Origin of the sequence: Pseudomonas sp. G11 (genome assembly GCF_029457515.1) — a bacterium.
Lineage (GTDB): Bacteria > Pseudomonadota > Gammaproteobacteria > Pseudomonadales > Pseudomonadaceae > Aquipseudomonas > Aquipseudomonas gorinensis.
Window position 1 is genome coordinate 3,387,657 of the sequence record NZ_CP120377.1, and the last position, 18,590, is coordinate 3,406,246.

General features: G+C 61.3%; 16 protein-coding genes. 12 read left to right on the forward strand and 4 right to left on the reverse strand.

Features of this window, described 5'->3' with window-relative positions; translation table 11 throughout:
* The first annotated feature begins 22 nt into the window (after positions 1-22).
* The 8 genes from P2T68_RS15625 to P2T68_RS15660 are packed head-to-tail and all read left to right on the forward strand — an operon-like array spanning position 23 to position 8,992.
* Entirely contained in the window at positions 23-154 is a 132-nt protein-coding gene (locus P2T68_RS15625) for a hypothetical protein (RefSeq protein ID WP_024075948.1), read from the forward strand.
* 15 nt (positions 155-169) lie between these two features.
* A complete protein-coding gene (gene tagH / locus P2T68_RS15630; protein ID WP_168233431.1) occupies positions 170-1,360 on the forward strand; it encodes a type VI secretion system-associated FHA domain protein TagH in 1,191 nt (396 codons plus the stop codon).
* Between the two features lie 5 nt (positions 1,361-1,365).
* Entirely contained in the window at positions 1,366-1,851 is a 486-nt protein-coding gene (gene tssJ / locus P2T68_RS15635; RefSeq protein WP_069077420.1) for a type VI secretion system lipoprotein TssJ, read from the forward strand.
* Position 1,852: 1 nt separating this feature from the next.
* A complete protein-coding gene (tssK, locus tag P2T68_RS15640) occupies positions 1,853-3,181 on the forward strand; it encodes a type VI secretion system baseplate subunit TssK (RefSeq protein WP_277379557.1) in 1,329 nt (442 codons plus the stop codon).
* A gap of 5 nt (positions 3,182-3,186) precedes the next feature.
* Positions 3,187-4,053, forward strand: coding sequence for a type IVB secretion system protein IcmH/DotU (icmH, locus tag P2T68_RS15645; protein ID WP_277379558.1), 867 nt, complete (start codon positions 3,187-3,189; stop codon positions 4,051-4,053).
* 15 nt (positions 4,054-4,068) lie between these two features.
* Entirely contained in the window at positions 4,069-7,431 is a 3,363-nt protein-coding gene (gene tssM / locus P2T68_RS15650) for a type VI secretion system membrane subunit TssM (RefSeq protein ID WP_277379559.1), read from the forward strand.
* On the forward strand, positions 7,428-8,159 hold the full coding sequence (locus tag P2T68_RS15655) for a PP2C family serine/threonine-protein phosphatase (protein WP_277379560.1): 732 nt from the start codon (positions 7,428-7,430) through the stop codon (positions 8,157-8,159). Before tssM ends, P2T68_RS15655 begins: the two co-directional genes overlap by 4 nt.
* Complete coding sequence (locus P2T68_RS15660) at positions 8,156-8,992, forward strand: serine/threonine-protein kinase (protein WP_024075941.1); 837 nt, start codon at positions 8,156-8,158, stop codon at positions 8,990-8,992. Before P2T68_RS15655 ends, P2T68_RS15660 begins: the two co-directional genes overlap by 4 nt.
* Positions 8,993-8,999: 7 nt before the next feature.
* On the opposite strand, the gene P2T68_RS15665 is transcribed toward P2T68_RS15660, so the two are convergent.
* Positions 9,000-9,329, reverse strand: a complete 330-nt coding sequence (locus P2T68_RS15665) for a DUF6388 family protein (RefSeq protein WP_024075940.1) — start codon at positions 9,327-9,329, stop codon at positions 9,000-9,002.
* A gap of 302 nt (positions 9,330-9,631) precedes the next feature.
* On the opposite strand from P2T68_RS15665, the gene P2T68_RS15670 reads away from it, so the two are divergent.
* The gene (locus P2T68_RS15670; protein ID WP_277379561.1) at positions 9,632-11,707 is read left to right on the forward strand and encodes an EAL domain-containing protein; all 2,076 of its coding nucleotides are present in this window, start codon (positions 9,632-9,634) and stop codon (positions 11,705-11,707) included.
* On the opposite strand, the gene P2T68_RS15675 is transcribed toward P2T68_RS15670, so the two are convergent.
* Genes P2T68_RS15675 through P2T68_RS15685 form a run of 3 tightly spaced genes read right to left on the reverse strand, consistent with a single transcriptional unit; the run spans position 11,704 to position 14,987 of the window.
* Positions 11,704-12,546, reverse strand: a complete 843-nt coding sequence (locus P2T68_RS15675; RefSeq protein WP_277379562.1) for a metal-dependent hydrolase — start codon at positions 12,544-12,546, stop codon at positions 11,704-11,706. The two genes, P2T68_RS15670 and P2T68_RS15675, sit on opposite strands and share 4 nt — an antisense overlap.
* Before the next feature lie 15 nt (positions 12,547-12,561).
* A complete protein-coding gene (locus P2T68_RS15680) occupies positions 12,562-13,452 on the reverse strand; it encodes an SDR family NAD(P)-dependent oxidoreductase (protein WP_102625095.1) in 891 nt (296 codons plus the stop codon).
* Positions 13,449-14,987 carry an NAD(P)/FAD-dependent oxidoreductase gene (locus tag P2T68_RS15685; RefSeq protein WP_277379563.1) on the reverse strand — a complete coding sequence of 513 codons (1,539 nt, stop codon included), beginning with the start codon at positions 14,985-14,987 and terminating at the stop codon, positions 13,449-13,451. Before P2T68_RS15685 ends, P2T68_RS15680 begins: the two co-directional genes overlap by 4 nt.
* A gap of 276 nt (positions 14,988-15,263) precedes the next feature.
* On the opposite strand from P2T68_RS15685, the gene P2T68_RS15690 reads away from it, so the two are divergent.
* The 3 genes from P2T68_RS15690 (at position 15,264) to praA (ending at position 18,491) form a co-directional block, all read left to right on the forward strand.
* Positions 15,264-16,262 carry an alpha/beta hydrolase gene (locus P2T68_RS15690; RefSeq protein ID WP_227496808.1) on the forward strand — a complete coding sequence of 333 codons (999 nt, stop codon included), beginning with the start codon at positions 15,264-15,266 and terminating at the stop codon, positions 16,260-16,262.
* 318 nt (positions 16,263-16,580) lie between these two features.
* Complete coding sequence (locus P2T68_RS15695; protein ID WP_150054536.1) at positions 16,581-17,861, forward strand: alkane 1-monooxygenase; 1,281 nt, start codon at positions 16,581-16,583, stop codon at positions 17,859-17,861.
* A gap of 135 nt (positions 17,862-17,996) precedes the next feature.
* Positions 17,997-18,491: an alkane oxidation protein activator PraA gene (gene praA / locus P2T68_RS15700; protein ID WP_024075933.1), complete on the forward strand. Its 495-nt coding sequence runs from the start codon at positions 17,997-17,999 to the stop codon at positions 18,489-18,491.
* The last annotated feature ends 99 nt before the right edge of the window (positions 18,492-18,590 follow it).

The following is an 18,590-nucleotide window of genomic DNA, read 5'->3' on the forward strand; positions in this document are numbered from 1 at the left end:
TTGTGTCTATGGGAGATACCCGATGCCTGATCGTCTGTGGCAAGCCATGTTGCTTGTGTTGTGTGTGCTGGGCGGCTGTAACGCCAATTATGTCTTCGATGATGCTGACTACCGTCCGTTGGGCGACCCGCAAGCGACCAGTCGCGGCCAGTGAATGGAGGACCCGAGCATGCAACTGGTATTTGAAGTGTATGACGGCGCTGGCACCGAGCCGCTGGCCGGCGCTCGCAAGACGTTTGCCGGTGTCGGCGGTGTGATCGGTCGCGGGGCCGGTTGCGACTGGGTGATCCCCGATGCCAGTCGACTGTTGTCCAGTCACCATGGGCTGGTGAGCTACCGTGAAGGTCGCTACTTTCTGACGGACATCAGCAGCAATGGCATTTGCGTGGCCGACAGTGGTGAACGCCTGAATAAAGGGCAGGCGCGACTGATCGCCGACGGTGATCTTTTTCAACTGGGGGCATTGGCGATACGCGCAAGGCTTATCGAGCCGCCGGCCCCGCCCGGCGCGCGGCGATTTACGGCACCGGGGCCGATTCCCGACGATGCTTTCCTGGCCCTGGACCCCATGCAGGCGCTGGATGATGAGGACCTCACCCATCCGTCATTGGACGGGCTGGACGCATTGAGTACTGTCGCCCAAGAACCGGGGCAGTGGATGACTCACAGCGCGGCGGACCGAGACCATCTGGTCTTGCCTCGATGGGTGGAGCCCGACCTGGAGGTGCCGCCGAGCCCGCAGGTTGTCACTGTGCCAGCGGACAACGAGTCCTTTTGGACGCAGTTTGCGGCAGCGCTGGGGATCCGCCTCGACGACGTTGACAGGCCAGCGCGAGAGGCATTGGCGATCAAGGTCGCCGGCTTGCTCAAGCTGAGTATCGAGGGGTTGCAGCACAACCTGCGCACCTGCGACGAACTGAAAAGTGAATCGAACCTGGCGCCCGCCGCTCCCGTTGTGAACAGCCCAAACCCCCTCAGGCAGTGCGCGGATGCCGAGACGGCGTTGGCCGCATTGTTGGGCATCAGCGAATTTGGCCAACTGCCCGCCGACCTGGCGATCACTCAAGTGCACCGGGATATGCAGACGCATCAGATTGCATTGCTGGCGGCATGTCGTGCCGCGGCGCGCAGCGCGCGGGAAGCGTTCGCCCCCAGCTATCTGCTGCTGTGTTTCGAGCGCCAGGACAAATCGCCCCGGTTCAACACCGACGGTGCCCAATGGCGCGCCTATCAACGTCACTACCAGCGCCTGGTCGAGGCTGAACCGCTCACGGGACACCTGTTGGGCAAGGACTTCGCCAGAGCCTATGACGAGCAGGTCCGCCTGATCTCCACCCTTCATGTGGACTACCCGGGATGATGATCATGTATCGAGCCGCCGTTGCATCCATGCTGGTGGTATTCAGCCTGTTGACCGGGTGCAGCACCCTGTCGCCTTTTTCTACCGTGACCAAGCTGGACCTGAAGCTGGTCGCCAGCGATCAGGTCAACCCCGACCTGCACGGGCGTCCCTCGCCGATCGTGGTGCACTTGCTCGAGCTGCGCCATCCCGTGGCCTTCGAGAACGCCGATTTTTTCAGCCTTTACGGGCGTGCCGAGCAAGCCTTGCCCAAGGACTGGGTAAGCAGCGAGGAGCTGGAAATGCGCCCCGGCGAACGGCTGGAGCTCAAGCTCAAGGTTGAACCGCAGAGCCGTTATGTGGGGGTGCTGGCCGCCTATCGAGACCTGCCCCATGTGCAGTGGCGAATGGTGGTGTCGCTTAACCCGCAGAAACTGACCCGGGCCAGCCTGGTGCTTGACAAGGCTGGCATCCGGGTCGCCAACCCGATTTCTGGTGCGAGGCAGGATTGATATGCTCGTTCATAAAGTCATTTGGCAGGAAGGCATGTTGTTGCGGCCCCAGCACCTGCAACACAACGATCGTTACTACAACCAGCAACTCAACCGCACCCGCCTGCTGGGCTGCGACACCTGGGGTTTCATCACCCTTGAAATCGACCTGCAGTACCTGCGCCTGGGCAAGATCGTCGTCAACCAAGCCAGTGGTGTATTACCCGACGGCAGCCTCTTTGAGTTGAGTGCCGCCATGGAGCCGCTGGTCCTGCAGGTACCTGCCAACGCGGGCAGGCAAGGGATCTATCTTGCGTTGCCGTTGACGACCCACAACCAGATCGAGGCGCGCAAGCAGGACCAGGCCGATGTCTGGGCACGCTATATCACCTGGCCGATGGACGTTGGCGACTCCAATGCCGGTGTCGATTTACGTTGTCAGATTCACTGCGGCCGTCCGGACCTGCGCCTGCTGCTGGGGGAGCATCACAGTGACCAGGCGTGTGTGATGCTCAAGGTCGCCCAGGTTGTGGATTGCACGGATGAAGAGGGCGTGAGCCTGGACCCGGAGTTCAGCCCGACCTTCATGTATGTCCAGGGATCGGCTTATGTATCGTCGTGCCTCAAGGAGGTGATCAGCCTGCTGGCCTGCCGAGGCGACGCCATTGCAGAGCGTATCCAGGGCAACGGTGCCGCCGCCGGTTCGCAGATCGGCGACTTTCTGATGCTGCAACTGGTCAATCGTTGCGAGTGGGTCCTGCGTCACTATCTGGGCCAGGTTCAGGTTCGTCCGGAAACGGTGTTCCGCGAGTGCCTGTCGATGCTCGGTGAGTTATCGACGTTCGCCCATGACAGCAAGCGTGCCCAGTTGGACGTGCGGTATCGGCATAACGACCAGGGCGCCAGCTTTCGTGGGCTGATGGAGGGCATTCGCTCCATGCTATCGATGGTGCTGGAGCAGCATGCCATGGAGCTCGCGCTGCAACAGCGTCAATACGGCGTGCTGGTATGCCCGGTGAGCGACCTCAAGCTGCTCGGCAGCGCGACCTTCATCCTGACGGCCAGCGCGCAGTGTGATTCGGATGAGCTTCGTCACCGTTTGCCGGCGCATCTGAAGATCGGCCCGGTGGAGCGTATACGCGAACTGGTCAACCTGCATCTGGCGGGCATCAAGGTCAAGCCGCTGCCGGTGGCGCCGCGCCAGTTGCCGTTCCATGCCGGCAAAACCTATTTCATGCTCGAACTCAGCGCCCGGGACATCACGCAACTGGAGCATTCGGGTGGGTTTGCCTTCCATGTCGGCGGCGAGTTTGCCGAGCTTGAACTCACCTTCTGGGCCATCAGGAACTGAACACTATGACCACGGACCGTGAATACCAGCAGGACGAAAAAACTGTCCTGCTTGATCGTGAAGGACGGGGGCCGGCGCAGGGCGCGATCACCGATTTCCCCACGCCACCGCGCTTCGAGCAATTGGAAGACCGAATGATCTACGCGGCCCGCTTGCAGGGCGCGCAGACCTTCAATATGGGGCTTAACCCGCTGGTTGCGGTCGCTTGGGAATTACTCGCGGAGGTGGCCCGGCTCAGGAACCATGGCGGTCGGGAAAGCTTGCAAACACTGAATGATCGGCTGTCGGAAGGGGTCACCCAATTCGAGACCCGTGCCTTACATGAGGGGAGCGAAAACGGCCAGGTCATGTCGGCGCGTTATGTGTTGTGCAGCGTGATCGATGAAGCGGTGGTGACCACCGCCTGGGGCAGTCGCAGCGATTGGTCGAAGGTCAGCCTGCTGAGCCGCTTCCATAACGAAACGTTCGGCGGCGAAAAGTTTTTCCAGCTGCTGGAGCGACTGTCCCGAGACCCGGTCAAGCACATTGCGCTGCTGGAATTGATGTACCTGTGCCTGACGATGGGGTTTGAGGGTAAATATCGGGTCATGGAGCGTGGCGTGCTGCAACTTGAAGCGGTGCGCGATGCTTTGTATCGCCAGGTCAGGCATGTCCGGGGCACGCCGCTGCCTGTCTCTGTATTACCGCCACAGGTGGAGCCCGTACGCCATAAAGCCCCGCGCAAGCTGCCGACCCTTTGGGTTGGAATCCTTTGCCTGGGCTGCATGCTGGCGATCTATTCGGGGTTTGCCTGGGTATTGGGCAAAGAGCGCACACAGGTGCTGCAACCTTTTCAAATTTCGGCGCCGGATCTGACTCGGACGCCCCTGTAACGCTGGGAGCAATGAATGAACGCATTCTTCAAGGGCGCGGGCACCGTGCTGGCTACGATTTGGGTCTGGAGCTTGTTGCTGGTGCTTTCAGTCGCGCTGTTGGTATGGTTTTTCGGACCCTTGCTCGCGGTGGACGGGTATCGGTTCTGGGCCGCACCGACATCGCGCCTGTTGACCGTCTGCGTGGTGTTTCTGTTGTGGGGGCTGGCGATGGTCCTGGCCGGCGGGCGCCGCGCCGCGCGGCTGAAAAAGCCCGGACACCAGGCGCATCATGAGCAACAGGGGCGCATCGAGGACGAGCAGAAACAAGTGCGTGGCCGCTTCAGGGAGGCGCTGCATACCCTGAAAACCTCTGGCCGGTATGCTGAACGCAGCGAGCGTTGGCGTGATGAGCTGCCCTGGTACCTGTTGATCGGCGAGGCGGGCAGTGGCAAGACGCGCTTGCTGGCGGCCAGTGGGTTGCCGTTTCCGCTGGACCGTGTCGAGCCGAGTTCGACGGGCCAGACCCGCTACTGTGATTGGTACTTTGCCGACGACGCGGTGCTGGTCGATACCGCCGGACGCTACCTGACGCAACCGGACGGTGCCGTGGATGCCGCGGGCTGGTTGACCTTGCTCAGGCTGCTCAGGGCGCGACGCCAGGTCCGCCCGCTCAATGGTGTCGTGGTGACCTTGTCGATGGAAACGCTGGTTGGCAGCCACCCGCTGGATCTGGACCATCACGCCCGTCACATTCACACGCGCTTGCAGGAAATCCAGCAGACGTTGCATGTCGATGTGCCGATCTACCTGGTCCTGACCCAGGCCGATCGGTTGACGGGGTTTGCCGAATACTTCGACTCACCCCAGGCCGACGCCGCCGAAGGCGTACTGGGTGAACAGCTGATCACCGGCAAGGCCGGCACTGAAGTCACCCAGGTGCGCCAGGCGTTCGAGACGCTGCTGCAACGCCTGGGGGGGGAGTTGATTCAGCGCTTGCACGCGCAGCGCAGTGTCGAGCAGCGCGGGCTGACACTCGACTTTCCGCAACAGATGGCGCGAGTCGGCGAACGCCTGTGCGCATTTATCGAGCTGGCTTTTTCCGCGCATCGTTATCAACGTATCAACGGACTGCGCGGGTTCTATTTGACCTGCGCCGGTGAGCGCGGCTCGCACTTCATCCAGGGCTTGTTCAACCGGGTGATATTTGCCGAGGCCGGCCTCGCCGGTCTGCAGGGCCAGGAACAGCAGCGCATACGTCGCCGGCAAATCGGCGTGGCCGTGGCCGCAACCCTGATCATCGGTGCGGCGGGTTGGCTGTGGATGCACAGTTATTCGGTCAACCATCATCGCTTGCAGCAACTGGCCAACCTGGCGACGCCAGTTGCCTTGCCACTTGGTACGGACGCGATGCTGGCCGTGTTGCCGCTGCTGGATGCACGGCGGGCGGCGATCCAGGTTTTCCCCGCAGTGCAGGACGTGCCACTGGTGGAACGTGCAGGCTTATATCAGGGAGAAGCGAGTCAGCCGGTGCTGGACAGCGCTTATGAGCAGGCCCTGCAACAGCAGTTATTGCCACGGGTGACCGAGTTGCTCGAAGAGCAGGTGCGTTCGAGCCTGGATGATCGCGAGCGGCTGTTGGACAACCTGCGTGCCTACCTGATGCTCACCTTGCGCGAGCGCCGTGATACGGCTTGGCTGGCGCAGCGAGTGGCTGGCCATTGGTCGGCACGTTATGCGGGCGATACGTCGACACAGCACCGCCTGAATGTGCACCTGGCGCAGTTGCTTGGGCAATCGTTCGTGGCACCGGTGGATGATCAACTGGTTGCCCTGGCGCGCCAGGCATTGCGCGGTGAGTCGTTGGCCGATGTGATCTACCGGGTGCTGCGCGAGCAGTCGCGTAACCTGGAACCCTTGCGCTTTGCCGAGGGCAAGGTATTTGCCGCCATCGATCATCCGATCCCCGGGTTCTACACAAAACGGTATTTGCAGTATTTCGAGACGCAGGGGCCGCGATTGGTGAATGCCATTGCCCAGGACAATTGGGTGCTGGGTGAAGGGACGGACTTGAGTGCCATGGATTTACGCCGGCTGATGCTTGAGCTCGAGCAGCGTTACTTCAGCGAGTACGCCGACGCCTGGAGTGAGGCATTGGGCCAGGTCAGCCTGCAGGCGACTGACGGCCTCAGGCAAGGTGCCGAGCAACTTGCCAGCTTGACGTCCGCCCAGTCGCCCCTGATCCACCTGTTGCAGTTGGTCAGGGAAAATACCCGCTTGCTCCCTGTCAGCGAGCGACTGGATGAGGTGACGCGCCAGATCGGTGAGGTGGGCGCGGTGGCGCAGTTGGCAAGCGACGCGTTAATGGAGCAGTTGCCGCCGGATTCGGCCCGGCGTGCGTTGCAGCGCCGCTTCGAACCGTTGCACCAGATGCTGGACGAGCGGCAAAACCCCGGTGCCGAGTTAAGCCAGGCCCTGCGTCTGGCCGACGAGTTGCACCTGCAACTGACGGCCCTGAACCGTGAGAGTGCGCCGGAGCAGGCGGCCTTCCAAAAGGCTATACGGCGCATGGAGGGCCAGCAGGATGTGCTGGGCAATTTGCGTGACGCTGCTGCGCGTCTGCCACTGCCGCTGTCTGCCTGGTTCGAGGCCATTGCCGATGATGTCTGGCGCCACTGGTTGGATGAGGCCTATGTGTATGTGAACCAGCGCTATCAAAGCGAGGTATACGGTGTGTATGCCAAGGCCATTCGCCAGCGGTACCCGTTCAATGCCCACGGTACCAGCGATGTGGCGCTCAGTGATTTCACCGATTTTTTCAAGCCTCGAGGTGTGATGGCGCGGTTCTATGACAGTTACCTGCGCCCGTTTGTCAGCACCGAGGGCAGCCGCTACCGCTTGCGCGGCCTGGACGGGCGCAGCTTTCCGACATCACGTGCTTTCCTGGACCAACTGGCGAAGGCGCAAGTGATCCGGCGCGGTTTTTTTTCCGAGGAACAAGGAGGCTTGTCCGTGCGCTTTACCCTGGCCCCCTACAGCCTGGACCAGGCGGTCAGTCGCGCCATCCTGCGTATTGGCGATCAACAACTGGAATATCGCCACGGCCCCATCGTGCCCATGGCGTTTCATTGGCCCACCGAGGCCGACAACGGTCGCAGCAGCCTGGTCCTGGAGCGGGGCGCGCATCGACCCCTGGGGATCGAGAAAAACAGCGGAGATTGGTCATTGTTCCGCTTCTTCGATTTGATGCAGAGCGAGCCCGCCAATGGCCGGAACGCGCAGATACTCAAGTCTGACCTCTCGGGTTTGCGCGCCAATTACCTGTTGACCAGCCAGCGCATGCCCAACCCATTTCAAATCGCGGCCTGGCGCACGTTCCGCTTGCCGGAGCGACTGTGAGCCGCCATGGCATCCCTTGGCGCAGTGCGGGGCGTACGCAGCGCGGCAAGGTCAGGGCGCGTAACGAGGACGCGTTCCTCGATTGCCCTCAACGCGGCTGTTGGGCGGTGGCGGACGGCATGGGCGGGCACCGGGCCGGGGATGTGGCCAGCCAATGGGTGGCCAGCAGCCTGGCGTCCTTGTCGGGGCAGGGTAGCCTCGATCAGCGCGTGGAAGCCGTTCGCCGATGCCTGCAATCGCTCAATTGGCAACTGGGCCATGGGCTGAGACGCCTCGCAGGTGATCTCGACGGCACCATGGGCAGCACCGTCGTCACGCTACTGTTGGAGGGCAGTCGTGCTGCCTGTGTGTGGGCGGGAGACAGCCGTTGCTACCTGTGGCGCGGGCAGAACCTGTATCAACTGTCCCGCGACCACTCCCTGCTTCGACAATTGATGGATGAACAACAGTTGAGCCTGGAGCAGGCCCGAGCCCACCCGGATGCGCGGGCCTTGACGCGGGCCATCGGCGCCCGTGAGCCCTTGAACCTGGAAGTGCTGGAGCTCAGCACTCGGCCAGGCGATGTGTTCCTGTTGTGCAGCGACGGTCTGTACCAGTCACTCAGTCATGGCGAGCTGGGACGTGCCTTGAGCATGGGCACGCCGCAACAGATGGTGGACCGGTTGTTCGCCGCCGTCATGCGCGGCACGGCGCGGGACGACCTGACTGCTGTGGTGGTGCAGTCATGAGCGCGACCGTGGCCCCACCCAGCCTGCTCGCCGGGCGTTATCAGCTGGAGCGGATACTCGGCAGCGGAGGCATGGGGGTGGTCTACCGCGCCCGTGACTTGCTGCACGAACAATTCGGCGAACCGTGTTCCAGTGTGGCCTTGAAGGTCCTCGGCGAAACCTTTGCCGAGTGCCCGGATGCCCATGTGCTGTTGTACAGCGAGTTTGCCCTCGCCCGCGGCCTGCGACATGAGCGGGTGGTGCGCATGTATGGATTCGACGTCGATATCAACCGGCATATCGCGTTCTTTACCATGGAGTTGATGCACGGCATGACCCTGGACCGGCTGCTGCTCGAATACCCCGGTGGCATGCCTTGGCGAGAACTGCAACCGATGGCGGTGCAGTTGCTCGACGCCGTGGCGTATACCCATCGCCTGGGTGTGCTGCACGGCGATCTGAAGCCGGGCAACGTCATGGTCAGCGAGGAGGGCCTGCGGTTGTTCGATTTCGGCCTGGGGCAGTCACTGCTCACGACCGGGTTGCCGGGCCTGAGCCGCGGCCATATCGGTGCCTGGACACCCGCTTATGCCGCGCCGGAGCTGCTGGCCGGCGATGCGCTGTCAATGGCCGCCGACCTGTACGGCGTGGCGTGCGTGCTTTACGAGATGGCGCAAGGACGGCGGCCGGGGGAGCGCTCATCCGCTGAGTCACTGCCGCGACCACGGCAATGGCCTCGGCATTATTGGCCGGCGTTACGCACGGCGCTGGCCCTGGACCCCGAGCGTCGTACCATCAGCGTCGCTGAGTTGCGTGAGATGATGGGCTGCCCGTGGCGCCGTTGGTTTGTGTAGCGCGGTGTCAGCTGTTCACGTCGTGCAACCGGCAGTAGTCAGCCCAGCTCATGCCGGCCATCTGCGCCACTTCCTTGTGGACTTCGAGGCGTTGGGCTTCGAACGCCTGGGCTGACTCCGCTGTCAGCTTGAGTGTCAGCTCCCAGGCAAACAGCCCCTGGCGCTCGGCTTCAGCCTCGAAGGCTTCGTGCAGGTGCTCGGCGCGGTATTGCGCCAGGGTTTCGCCTTTGGCCTGGGCCGCCAGCGGGTTCAGGGTATCCAACTGCGTGACGATGTCGGGATGTTCTGCCAGGAATCGGTCCAGGGCGAGCTGGTGGTTATCGCCGGGTTGTGACAAGGCTGTGCTCCAGGTTGATAAAGGGGTCAGGGTCGAGGTGCAGTCGCGTCCAGTGTCCGGCGCCACGTTAACGGATGGCGGGTGCCGGCTGGCAGAACGGGCGGATCGTCGATCTGCGCGTCGAGGGCCAAGGATGGGCCAACCCAGGAAGTTCGACAAGCATAACGCCCCGAAATGAATGCCGAAAAAAACCGGGTGGCGCTGCAAAAGCCTTTCGCTCCCGCTATCAGGACGTGTAGCGTTAGCCGGTGTTTTCGGCCCTGCCTTCCAGGGACGGTAAGCGACGGACAGAGGGATGGGTCATGGCGCAAACGCTGTTCAAACTGTTCTTTACCCAGCGTCTGGCCGCCCTGGCCAGTACCGAGTCATTGCGTGCGATCCGCGAGGGGCTGTTGTGGATCCTGCCGTGCCTGCTGGTGTCGGCCGCCTTTCTGATCCTGTCCGAATGCGCTCGCGTGCTGGGGTTCGCCCCGTCGTTGGTGACCTTCCTGGCGGGGCTGCATAACCAGATCAGCTCGGTGATCCCGCTATTGGTGGCGGCCTCCATCGGTTACATGCTTGCCATTCAATATCGGCTGCCACAGTTGCCCGTCGCCTTCCTGTGCCTGGCCCACGTGGTGGTGGCGACCTTTATCCTGCGTGATTACCCGCGCACCTCGGCCACCTTCGTACTGTTTATCGCGATTGCTTCGCCGCTGCTCAATGTGCCCGCGATCGCCTGGCTGCATCGCTATCGCTGGACCCGCCTGGTCAACGAGGACCTGGTGACCCACAACCTCAGGGGCACCATCAATATGGTGATGCCGGGCGCAATCACCTCACTGGCCTTGGTGGTGGTGCTGTCGATGCTGTTGCAGATTCCCTATGTGGCAGAGCTTCAGGGGCCGCAGGTGATCGATGCGCTGGAATCACCCTACGGCAGCGGTTTGTTCGTGACCCTGATGAATTCGCTGTTGTGGTTTTTCGGCATTCACGGTGTGTACGCGATGCAGCCGTTGTTCGATGTGCTGGACCAGGCGGTGGTGCTGAACCATGCCGCCTTGGCCGCCGGAGAGCCGATCAAGTACCTGCTCAACAGTGGCCTGCTGGGCAGTTTCGCCTTTATCGGCGGCTCGGGCGGGGCGCTGTGCCTGTTGGTGGCGATCCTGCTGTTTTCCCGGAGCCAGTCCATGCGCCTGTTGGCAATAGCCAGCTTGCCGTTGTCGTTGTTCAACGTCAGCGAAGTGCTGCTGTTTGGTTTGCCGATTATCCTCAACCCGCGCTTGTTCGTTCCGTTCCTGCTGGTGCCGGCTTTCAATGCGATGGTGGCGCTGACCGTGGTGCAGCTCGGCTGGGTGTCGCCCGCCGTGGTCAGCGTGCCATTTACCGCGCCGGTGCTGTTCAATGCCTACCTCAGCACCCACGGCGATCTGGCCGCGGTGGTGCTGCAAGTCGCCCTGCTGGTGATCGGCACCCTGATCTACGCGCCCTATGTGCGCGCGATCCATCGTCAGCCCACCGAAGGCGGTACGGTGTACCTCAAGTCGTTGGACATGACCTTTCGCGGCCTCGAAGAAAAAGGCCGCCTGCTGGAGTTGGACCCGGTGCTCGCGTCTCACAAGCTGCTGGCGCGCCAGGCCAACGAACTGAGCCGCATCCAGCAGATCAGCGATTATGAGTTCTACCTCGAGTTCCAGCCCCAGGTATCGACCCGCACCGGCCTGTGTACCGGCTGTGAAGCCTTGATGCGCGCCCGGGATGCCCAGGGTACCGTGCATTCGCCCTGGGAATTTCTGCAATGGCTGGCCCAGGCGCGACTGATGCCGGATGTGGATGTGTGGGTGGCGTCCCAGGCCGTGCGTGAGTACCAGAAGTGGCAGAAAGTCGGTTTTGCCTTGCCGATGACGATCAATATTTCCAGCGCCACCCTGACGGATGCTGCCTATGGCGAACGCCTGGTGGAAATCCTGGCCCAGGCCCACGGGCAGGTGTCGGTGGAAATCACCGAAGACGCGTTGGTCAGTGATATCCAGGTCACGCGCCAGACCCTCCAGAAACTGCAAGCCATCGGCGCCAAGGTCTATATCGATGACTTTGGCACCGGGTATTCCGCCTTGAGTTACCTGCACCAGTTTCCGGTGGACTTCATCAAGATCGACCGCAGTTTTGTGGTCGCCCAGCACGAGCCCAAGGGCGCCCAGGTGCTGACCGGCCTGTTGCGCTTTTGCGAGGCGTTGAACCTCGGAGTGGTGGTCGAAGGCGTGGAGACCGCCGAGCAGTTGGCCTTCCTGAACTCAGGCAATGAGCTGATTATCCAGGGCTGGTATTTCAGCAAGGCGCTGCCAGGCGATCAATTGCAAGGCTTTGTGCGCAATCGTGCCAGCCTGGCCGAGGCCTAGGCCGACTCGTAGCCGCCACCGGTCCGGGCGATCTCTTCGAGCAACCCGTCTATGCGCGCCAGGCGTGCGCGGTTGTCGTGGTCCCAGGGGTGAAAGCCGGGTTTGAAGTAATGCAGCCACGGCCGCAGCATCCTTGGGAACACCCCCTTGGGACCGTAGAGAAACTTGAGCATGCGCCAGAACCCCTTTAAATGCCCTCCGGCTTTGCGGTCGGCAATCAGCAAGCGTACGTGGAAATCAAACACCACCAGCCAGAAGAGCAGGGTGGTGGTGAGCATGGTCCCGGTGCGCAACAGATAGCGCAGTGGCCCGGGCTTGACCACGGTGTTCCACACATCGAACGCCACGGCCTTGTGCTCGGTTTCTTCCAGGGCGTGCCAGTACCACATCTGCTGGTAGCCCTTTTGTGAGTCGCCAAAGCGCGACGGGTCGCTGAGCAGTATTTCCGCGAGCATCGCGGTGTAGTGCTCCAGGGCGATGGTTACTGCCAGGTTGAAAGACGGCGGCAGGTGTTTTTTCTGCAGGTCGAGGATGAATTTCAGACGTCGGTCCAGGGTGTGCGCCGGCAGCCCCGCCGCTTGCAGCAAATCGTTATAGGCCACGTGTTCGCGGCTGTGCATGGCTTCCTGGCCGATAAAACCCTGGATCTCTTTCTTCAACTGCGGGTCATGGATGTGCGCGCGGTAGTGGCGCACGCTGTCCATGAAAAACAGCTCCCCTTGGGGAAACAGCAGCGACAGGGCATTGAAGAAGTGCGTGATGAACGGGCCTTGCTCATGCCAGTTCTTGATGCGTTCAGCCGGTAAGGCAAAGCGGATATCGCGACGGATAGGCAGCATGGTGCGTCCTCCTGTTCAGAGACGGGATTCGTCGTTGGTTTCAAGCATCGGCCTGCGTGGTTTGGGCGCCATGCGTCTGCTGGCGAGCACTACCAAGGCCTGATAGGCCGCCGGCAGGCAGCGCGCGAGCAGGTCGAGGCAATACGCGTCGCGGCCAATCAGCACGCGGCGCTTGTTCTTGCGCACACCTTGCAGGATCACCTTGGCGGCCTGATCGGCGTCGGTAATGAACAGCTTCTCGAAGTCGGCACGGGCCTGCTGTTCGCTGTGGATCAAAAAGCCGGTCATGTTCGCGTCGATACGGCTGCTGCGGCAGATATCGGTGCGAATGCCACCTGGGTGTACACAGGTGGCCGAGACGCCGCACCGTTGCAAATCGAGCTCCTGGCGCAGGGCTTCGGTAAAGCCGCGCACGGCGAATTTGGTCGCGTTGTAGCCGCTCATGCCGGGCTGGGCAAACAGGCCGAAGACGCTGGAGGTGTTGATCACATGGCCGTCGCCGCTGGCCTTGAGGTAGGGCAAAAATGCCTTGGTGCCATGCACCACGCCCCAGAAGTTGATGCCGACGATCCATTCCAGGTCGGCATAGTCCACGCCTTCGACGGTGCTCGACAGCGCCACGCCGGCATTATTGAAGATCAGGTTGACCTGGCCATGGTCGGCCGCACAGCGCGCGGCCCAGTCTTCCATGGCCTGGCGGTCGGACACATCCAGCACCTGGGTGGTGACGGTCACCGGCGACAGGGTCGAGGTCTTGATCAAGGCCAGGGTCTGCTCCAGTCCCTGGCTATTCTTGTCCGCCAGCGCCAGGTGACAGCCTTCCCTGGCCAGGGCCAGGGCCAATGCGCGGCCCATGCCCGACGCCGCGCCGGTAATCGCCGCTACGCGGCCGTTGAATGACTTCATGACAGGCTCCTTTCGACACCGGCATTGGGTGCGGCTATCGCGCGCGGTGGTGCGTTGACCGGCGCCAGGCCGACGACATAGTCCTTGAGCACAAAGTGCCGGGTGACCTGCTTGAAGCGCCAGGTCGAACCGGGCCACAGCGTGGTGTTCTTGCCGGTACGGGGATCGAGATACCAGCTGCGGCAACCGCCGGTATTCCAGATGGTGCGCTTGAGCCTGGCCTGCAGTTGCTGGTTGTAGGTGTGCTCCACGGCGGGTTTGACGTCGACCGTGGCGATGCGGTGTCGCTGCATGTGCTTGAGCGCATCGAGGATGTAGGCGACCTGGGCCTCGATCATCAGAATCATCGAGTTATGCCCCAGCCCGGTGTTGGGCCCGATGATCAGGAACAGGTTCGGATAGCCCGGCACCGTGGTGCCTTTATAGGCATGTGCGCCATCGCGCCAGGCATCCATCAGGTCGACGCCGTCGCGGCCGATGATGCAATCGCGGGGCAGCGGGTCGGTGGCCTGGAAGCCAGTGCCGAAGATCAGGCAATCGGCGGGGTGTTTTTTACCGTCGGCGGTGATCACGCCATCGGCTTCGATGCGCAGCACACTCTCGGTCACCACCTCGACATTGCTGCGTGACAGCGCCGGGTAATAGTCGTTGGAGATCAGCACGCGCTTGCAGCCGATGGTGTAGTCCGGGGTCAGGGCCTTGCGCAGGGAAGGGCGGGCCACTTGTTTGTGCAGGTGGCGCAGGGCGATTTTCTGCACCATCTTCATCAGCCGTGGGTGCAGGGCAAAGCCCACCACGCGACCTTCCAGCGCCCAGTAAAAAGCACCGCGTACCAGGCGCTGGGTGAAAGGCAGGTGCTTGAAGGCCCAGCGTTCGGCGCGAGAAATCGGTCGGTCGGGCTTGGGCATGATCCACGGCGGGGTGCGTTGGAACAGGTCCAGATGGGCCACCTGTGGCGCGATCTGCGGCACGAACTGAATGGCACTGGCGCCCGTGCCGATCACCGCCACGCGCTTGCCCTTCAAGAGGTAGTCGTGGTCCCACTGCTGGGAGTGGAAGCGCTTGCCCTTGAAACTCTCCAGCCCCGGAATATCCGGCAGCGCCGGGCGCGACAGCGCCCCCATGCCCGATATCAGCACCCGCGCGCTGACCTGGCGCCCGTCACTGAAACGCAGTTGCCAGCGTTGCTGCTGCTCATCGAACACGGCGTGTTGCAGGCCCATGTTGAAGCGCAGGTACGGCATCAGCTCGAATCGCCGGGCGCATTGCTCCAGGTAAGCGCGGATTTCCGTTTGCGGCGCGAATTGGCGCGTCCAGTCAGGGTTGGGCGCAAACGAAAACGAGTAGACATGGGACTGCACATCGCAGGCGCACCCTGGGTAGTGGTTGTCGCGCCACGTGCCGCCGAGCGTCTCGGCCTGCTCGGCGATAAAGAAGTCGGTCAGGCCGGCCTCCTTGAGCTGGATGGCCATGCACAGGCCGGCGAAGCCTGAACCGATGATGGCGATGTCGATGGATTCGCTGTGGGCATTCATAGGCAGTCCTTCATGGGCATCGAATGTGCTCCTGTTTTTTGTTTTGTCTTTTAGATAGAAGACCATTGCAAAGGAAAATTGAATTATTTATTTTAAAAAAGATTTTAAATAATCTACCTGAAAATATCGCCTACGCTAGTCCCTGGCTCCTTATGTGCGACCTGTCCGACGGACGCGAGGGTATGCACGAAGTTTAGGTCCCGGGTGTGGACGATGGCTGAGGCCTTGATCAATACCGGTCGGGCGGTCGGCAGCAGGGAAGCAGAGGACCGAGCTATGGCTGTTGAATGGGTTATCGCTGCGGGTGTGCTGGTCGGTGCGAGCGCGGTGTTATGGGGGTTCAGTACCTGGATGACACGGCGCATCGAAGCAGCTGTTCCAGGCAATGGGCGTTTCGTCGATGTCGAGGGCGAGCGCTTTCACTATTACGAGGAGGGCGAAGGCCCACCGCTGGTCATGATTCACGGGCTGATGGGCAGCAGTCGCAACCTGACCTATGCCTTGTCCGGCCGATTGCGTGAGCACTTCAGGGTGATCACCCTCGACCGCCCGGGGTCGGGTTATTCCACCCGTCACACCGGTACGCCCGCCGACCTGCCGGCCCAGGCCCGGCAAATCGCCGCCTTTATCAATACGCTGGGCCTGGACAAACCGCTGGTGCTGGGGCATTCCCTCGGCGGTGCGATTGCCCTGGCGCTGGCCCTTGACCACCCCCATGCGGTATCGGGGTTGATTCTGGTGGCGCCGCTGACCCATCCCCAACGTTTGTTGCCACTGGTGTTCCTGTCATTGGCGGTGCGCCCGGCGTGGTTGCGACGCTGGATGGCGCATACCCTGACCATGCCCGTCGGCCTGCTGACCAAAGGCTCGGTGGTCAAAGGCGTGTTCGCCCCTGATGCCGCTCCAGACGATTTCGCCACGCGCGGTGGCGGCTTGCTCGGCATGCGCCCTGACAACTTCTATGCCGCCTCCACCGAGATCAACCTGGTCAACCAGCACTTGCCGGACATGGTCAAGCGCTACCCGCAACTGACCCTGCCCATCGGCCTGATCTACGGCGCACAGGACAAGGTGCTGGACTTTCAAAAACACGGCCAGGCCCTGGCCAGCAAGGTGCCGGGGCTTAAGCTGCAAGTGGTGGAGGGGCGCGGACACATGTTGCCAATCACGGCCGCCGAGCGTGTGGCCGTGCTGGTGGAGCAGGTTGCCAAGCGCGTGCGACCGGCGCAAAACGCCACGCTGTTGCATCCGCCATTTGCCCTGGCGAGTAAATAATTGGTTACCCGACTTGCGGTTCAACGGCGTCAATTGCCTGGCCTAGACACCTGACTAAACAGCTGAAAAAGAGACTGATCGGTCACGGAAAAAAGCGCTCGAGAAACTAGTTGACGACCTAACGATTCCGCGCTATTTATTTAAAAAAATTATTTCAATGTCTAATTTGAAACAATTTTTGAAATGCCTAAGAGCGAATAAAATAATGAAAAAAACGTCTTTTATCGCATGGTTGGTTTTTCGGGGCAGTCAGCGCTTCGTGAACCTGTTTGTCGCCCCATTCGTTTGCCTGCCCACCGACTGCATTCGGAGGCTGCCATGAACCAGGCCCTGGCAGCTCCAAGCGTCTGGACCGACGGCAAGCGCCACCTGTGGTGGCTCGGCATCATGCCGCTGGCAACCCCCTTGCTCTCCGGCGCTCTCGCCATCACCACCGGCGTACAACAATTGTGGTGGGTCGGCGTACTGGTGATTTTTGGCCTGATCCCGTTGATCGACGGCCTGCTCGGTGAAGACGTCAGCAACCCGCCCGAGTCCGCCGTCAGCCACCTTGAATCCCAAGGCTACTACCGCTGGATCGTCTACACCGGTGTGCTGTTTGTCATCGCTTCGGTGGTCATCACCGGCTGGCTGGCCGCTGGCGGTATCGACTGGATCATCAACGGCGGCCTGCTGCACGCCACCGCCACGCTGGACCCTTCGAGCTGGATGGCACAGGCCGCTGCGTATATCACCGAGCGCACCCAGCTTCACGGTCAGATCAGCGTATTCACTTACCTGGGCATGGCCATGTCCACGGGAGCTGCCACCGGCATTGCGATCAACACCGCGCATGAACTGGGGCACAAGCCCAAGCCGTTGGAAGTGTTCCTGGCCAAGGTCACGCTGGCCCCTACGTTCTATGGGCACTTCTACACCGAACACAACCGCGGCCATCACGTACGTGTCGCTACCCCGGAAGACCCCGCCAGCTCCCGCCTGGGTGAGAGCTTCTGGGCCTTTCTGCCGCGCTCGGTGTGGTTCAGCGCCCGCTCGGCGTGGAACCTGGAGCGCGAGCGCCTGCGCAAACTCGGCCTGCCGGCCTGGCATTGGAAAAATGGTGTGCTCAGTGCCTGGATGTACAGCGTGGTGCTGTGGGGCGCGATGATCGCCTGGTTGGGTTGGGCAGTGGTGCCATTCCTGATCATCCAGGGCATCTACGGCTTCTCGTTGCTGGAAGTGGTGAACTATGTCGAACACTACGGCCTTAAACGCCAGAAGTTGCCCAACGGTCGTTATGAGCGTTGCTCGCCACGGCATTCCTGGAACAGTAATCGAATTGTCACCAATATATTTTTGTTCCAGTTGCAACGGCATTCCGATCACCATGCCAACCCCACGCGTAGTTATCAGTCGTTGCGTCACTTCGATGAATCGCCGCAACTACCCTACGGTTACGCGAGCATGATTGTCTGGGCCTATGTGCCTTACTTATGGCGACGACGGATGGATCATCGTGTGCTGAATCATTATGGCGGTGATATCACACTGACCAATCTTCAACCTTCACAGCGTTTGAAGTACTTGGAAAAGTACAGCGGCACGACCCAGTCATTTTGATCTGAAGTAGTACGTTATTTACGGCGTTCGTGATCTGTGTATTGCGCAGGTTGCTGTCGCCCTGGTGTTACCGATTTTATGGCAAGCAAGTTGTTTGACCCGAACAAAAATAATTTCAAGGGAAGGACGTACACCATGCAAGCACCTGCCAAGTTCACCACGCATATCGTATTGGCTGCGTTGGGTTTGATTGTCTATCAACAGGCCCAGGCCGCACGTATCGAACCGGCCGGCAGTGCCTTTACTGCCCAGGGCCCCATCAGCTTTTCCAAGGGCGCGCTGATCAGCGCCGACTGCACCATCAAAGTCGCCGGTAAGGTTGCCGCCGATGGGACGTCGGTGAATGTCGACAAAGTTGAATTCGATGGCGGCCTCAAGTGCAGCCGGGTCGAAGCCATCAACTTGCCGTGGGTATTAATTGCCAAGGACACAAAAAGCGGCTCGATGTCGAAGATCAGCGTAGATGTGCACGCCTTCGGCCTGGGCGGCAAGTGCGGCCCTTCCACGGCCGACGGCACCTGGGATAACGCCACCGGAAAGTTGGAAGCAGCCAATGTTCCGATTGGCGAAGACTGCAAGATCAAGACGGTGTCGATCAAGATGCCACCGAACTTCAAAGTGGTTGAGTAGTGGTTGGATGTTGTAGCGGTAATTGAATTGAGATTTGGCTGGAAAGGGAAGTTCTGCAGTTTCACCGTGACCTCTCGTTCATGGCCATTACCCCGGGCG

Coding starts and splice junctions, on each gene's coding strand:
- P2T68_RS15685 (WP_277379563.1), bottom strand. CDS start 14,987: ATGAATGCCCACAGCGAATCCATCGACATCGCCATCATCGGTTCAGGC.
- tssM (WP_277379559.1), top strand. CDS start 4,069: ATGAACGCATTCTTCAAGGGCGCGGGCACCGTGCTGGCTACGATTTGG.
- P2T68_RS15670 (WP_277379561.1), top strand. CDS start 9,632: ATGGCGCAAACGCTGTTCAAACTGTTCTTTACCCAGCGTCTGGCCGCC.
- tssJ (WP_069077420.1), top strand. CDS start 1,366: ATGTATCGAGCCGCCGTTGCATCCATGCTGGTGGTATTCAGCCTGTTG.
- tagH (WP_168233431.1), top strand. CDS start 170: ATGCAACTGGTATTTGAAGTGTATGACGGCGCTGGCACCGAGCCGCTG.
- praA (WP_024075933.1), top strand. CDS start 17,997: ATGCAAGCACCTGCCAAGTTCACCACGCATATCGTATTGGCTGCGTTG.
- P2T68_RS15690 (WP_227496808.1), top strand. CDS start 15,264: ATGGCTGTTGAATGGGTTATCGCTGCGGGTGTGCTGGTCGGTGCGAGC.
- tssK (WP_277379557.1), top strand. CDS start 1,853: ATGCTCGTTCATAAAGTCATTTGGCAGGAAGGCATGTTGTTGCGGCCC.
- P2T68_RS15675 (WP_277379562.1), bottom strand. CDS start 12,546: ATGCTGCCTATCCGTCGCGATATCCGCTTTGCCTTACCGGCTGAACGC.
- P2T68_RS15695 (WP_150054536.1), top strand. CDS start 16,581: ATGAACCAGGCCCTGGCAGCTCCAAGCGTCTGGACCGACGGCAAGCGC.
- icmH (WP_277379558.1), top strand. CDS start 3,187: ATGACCACGGACCGTGAATACCAGCAGGACGAAAAAACTGTCCTGCTT.
- P2T68_RS15625 (WP_024075948.1), top strand. CDS start 23: ATGCCTGATCGTCTGTGGCAAGCCATGTTGCTTGTGTTGTGTGTGCTG.
- P2T68_RS15680 (WP_102625095.1), bottom strand. CDS start 13,452: ATGAAGTCATTCAACGGCCGCGTAGCGGCGATTACCGGCGCGGCGTCG.
- P2T68_RS15660 (WP_024075941.1), top strand. CDS start 8,156: ATGAGCGCGACCGTGGCCCCACCCAGCCTGCTCGCCGGGCGTTATCAG.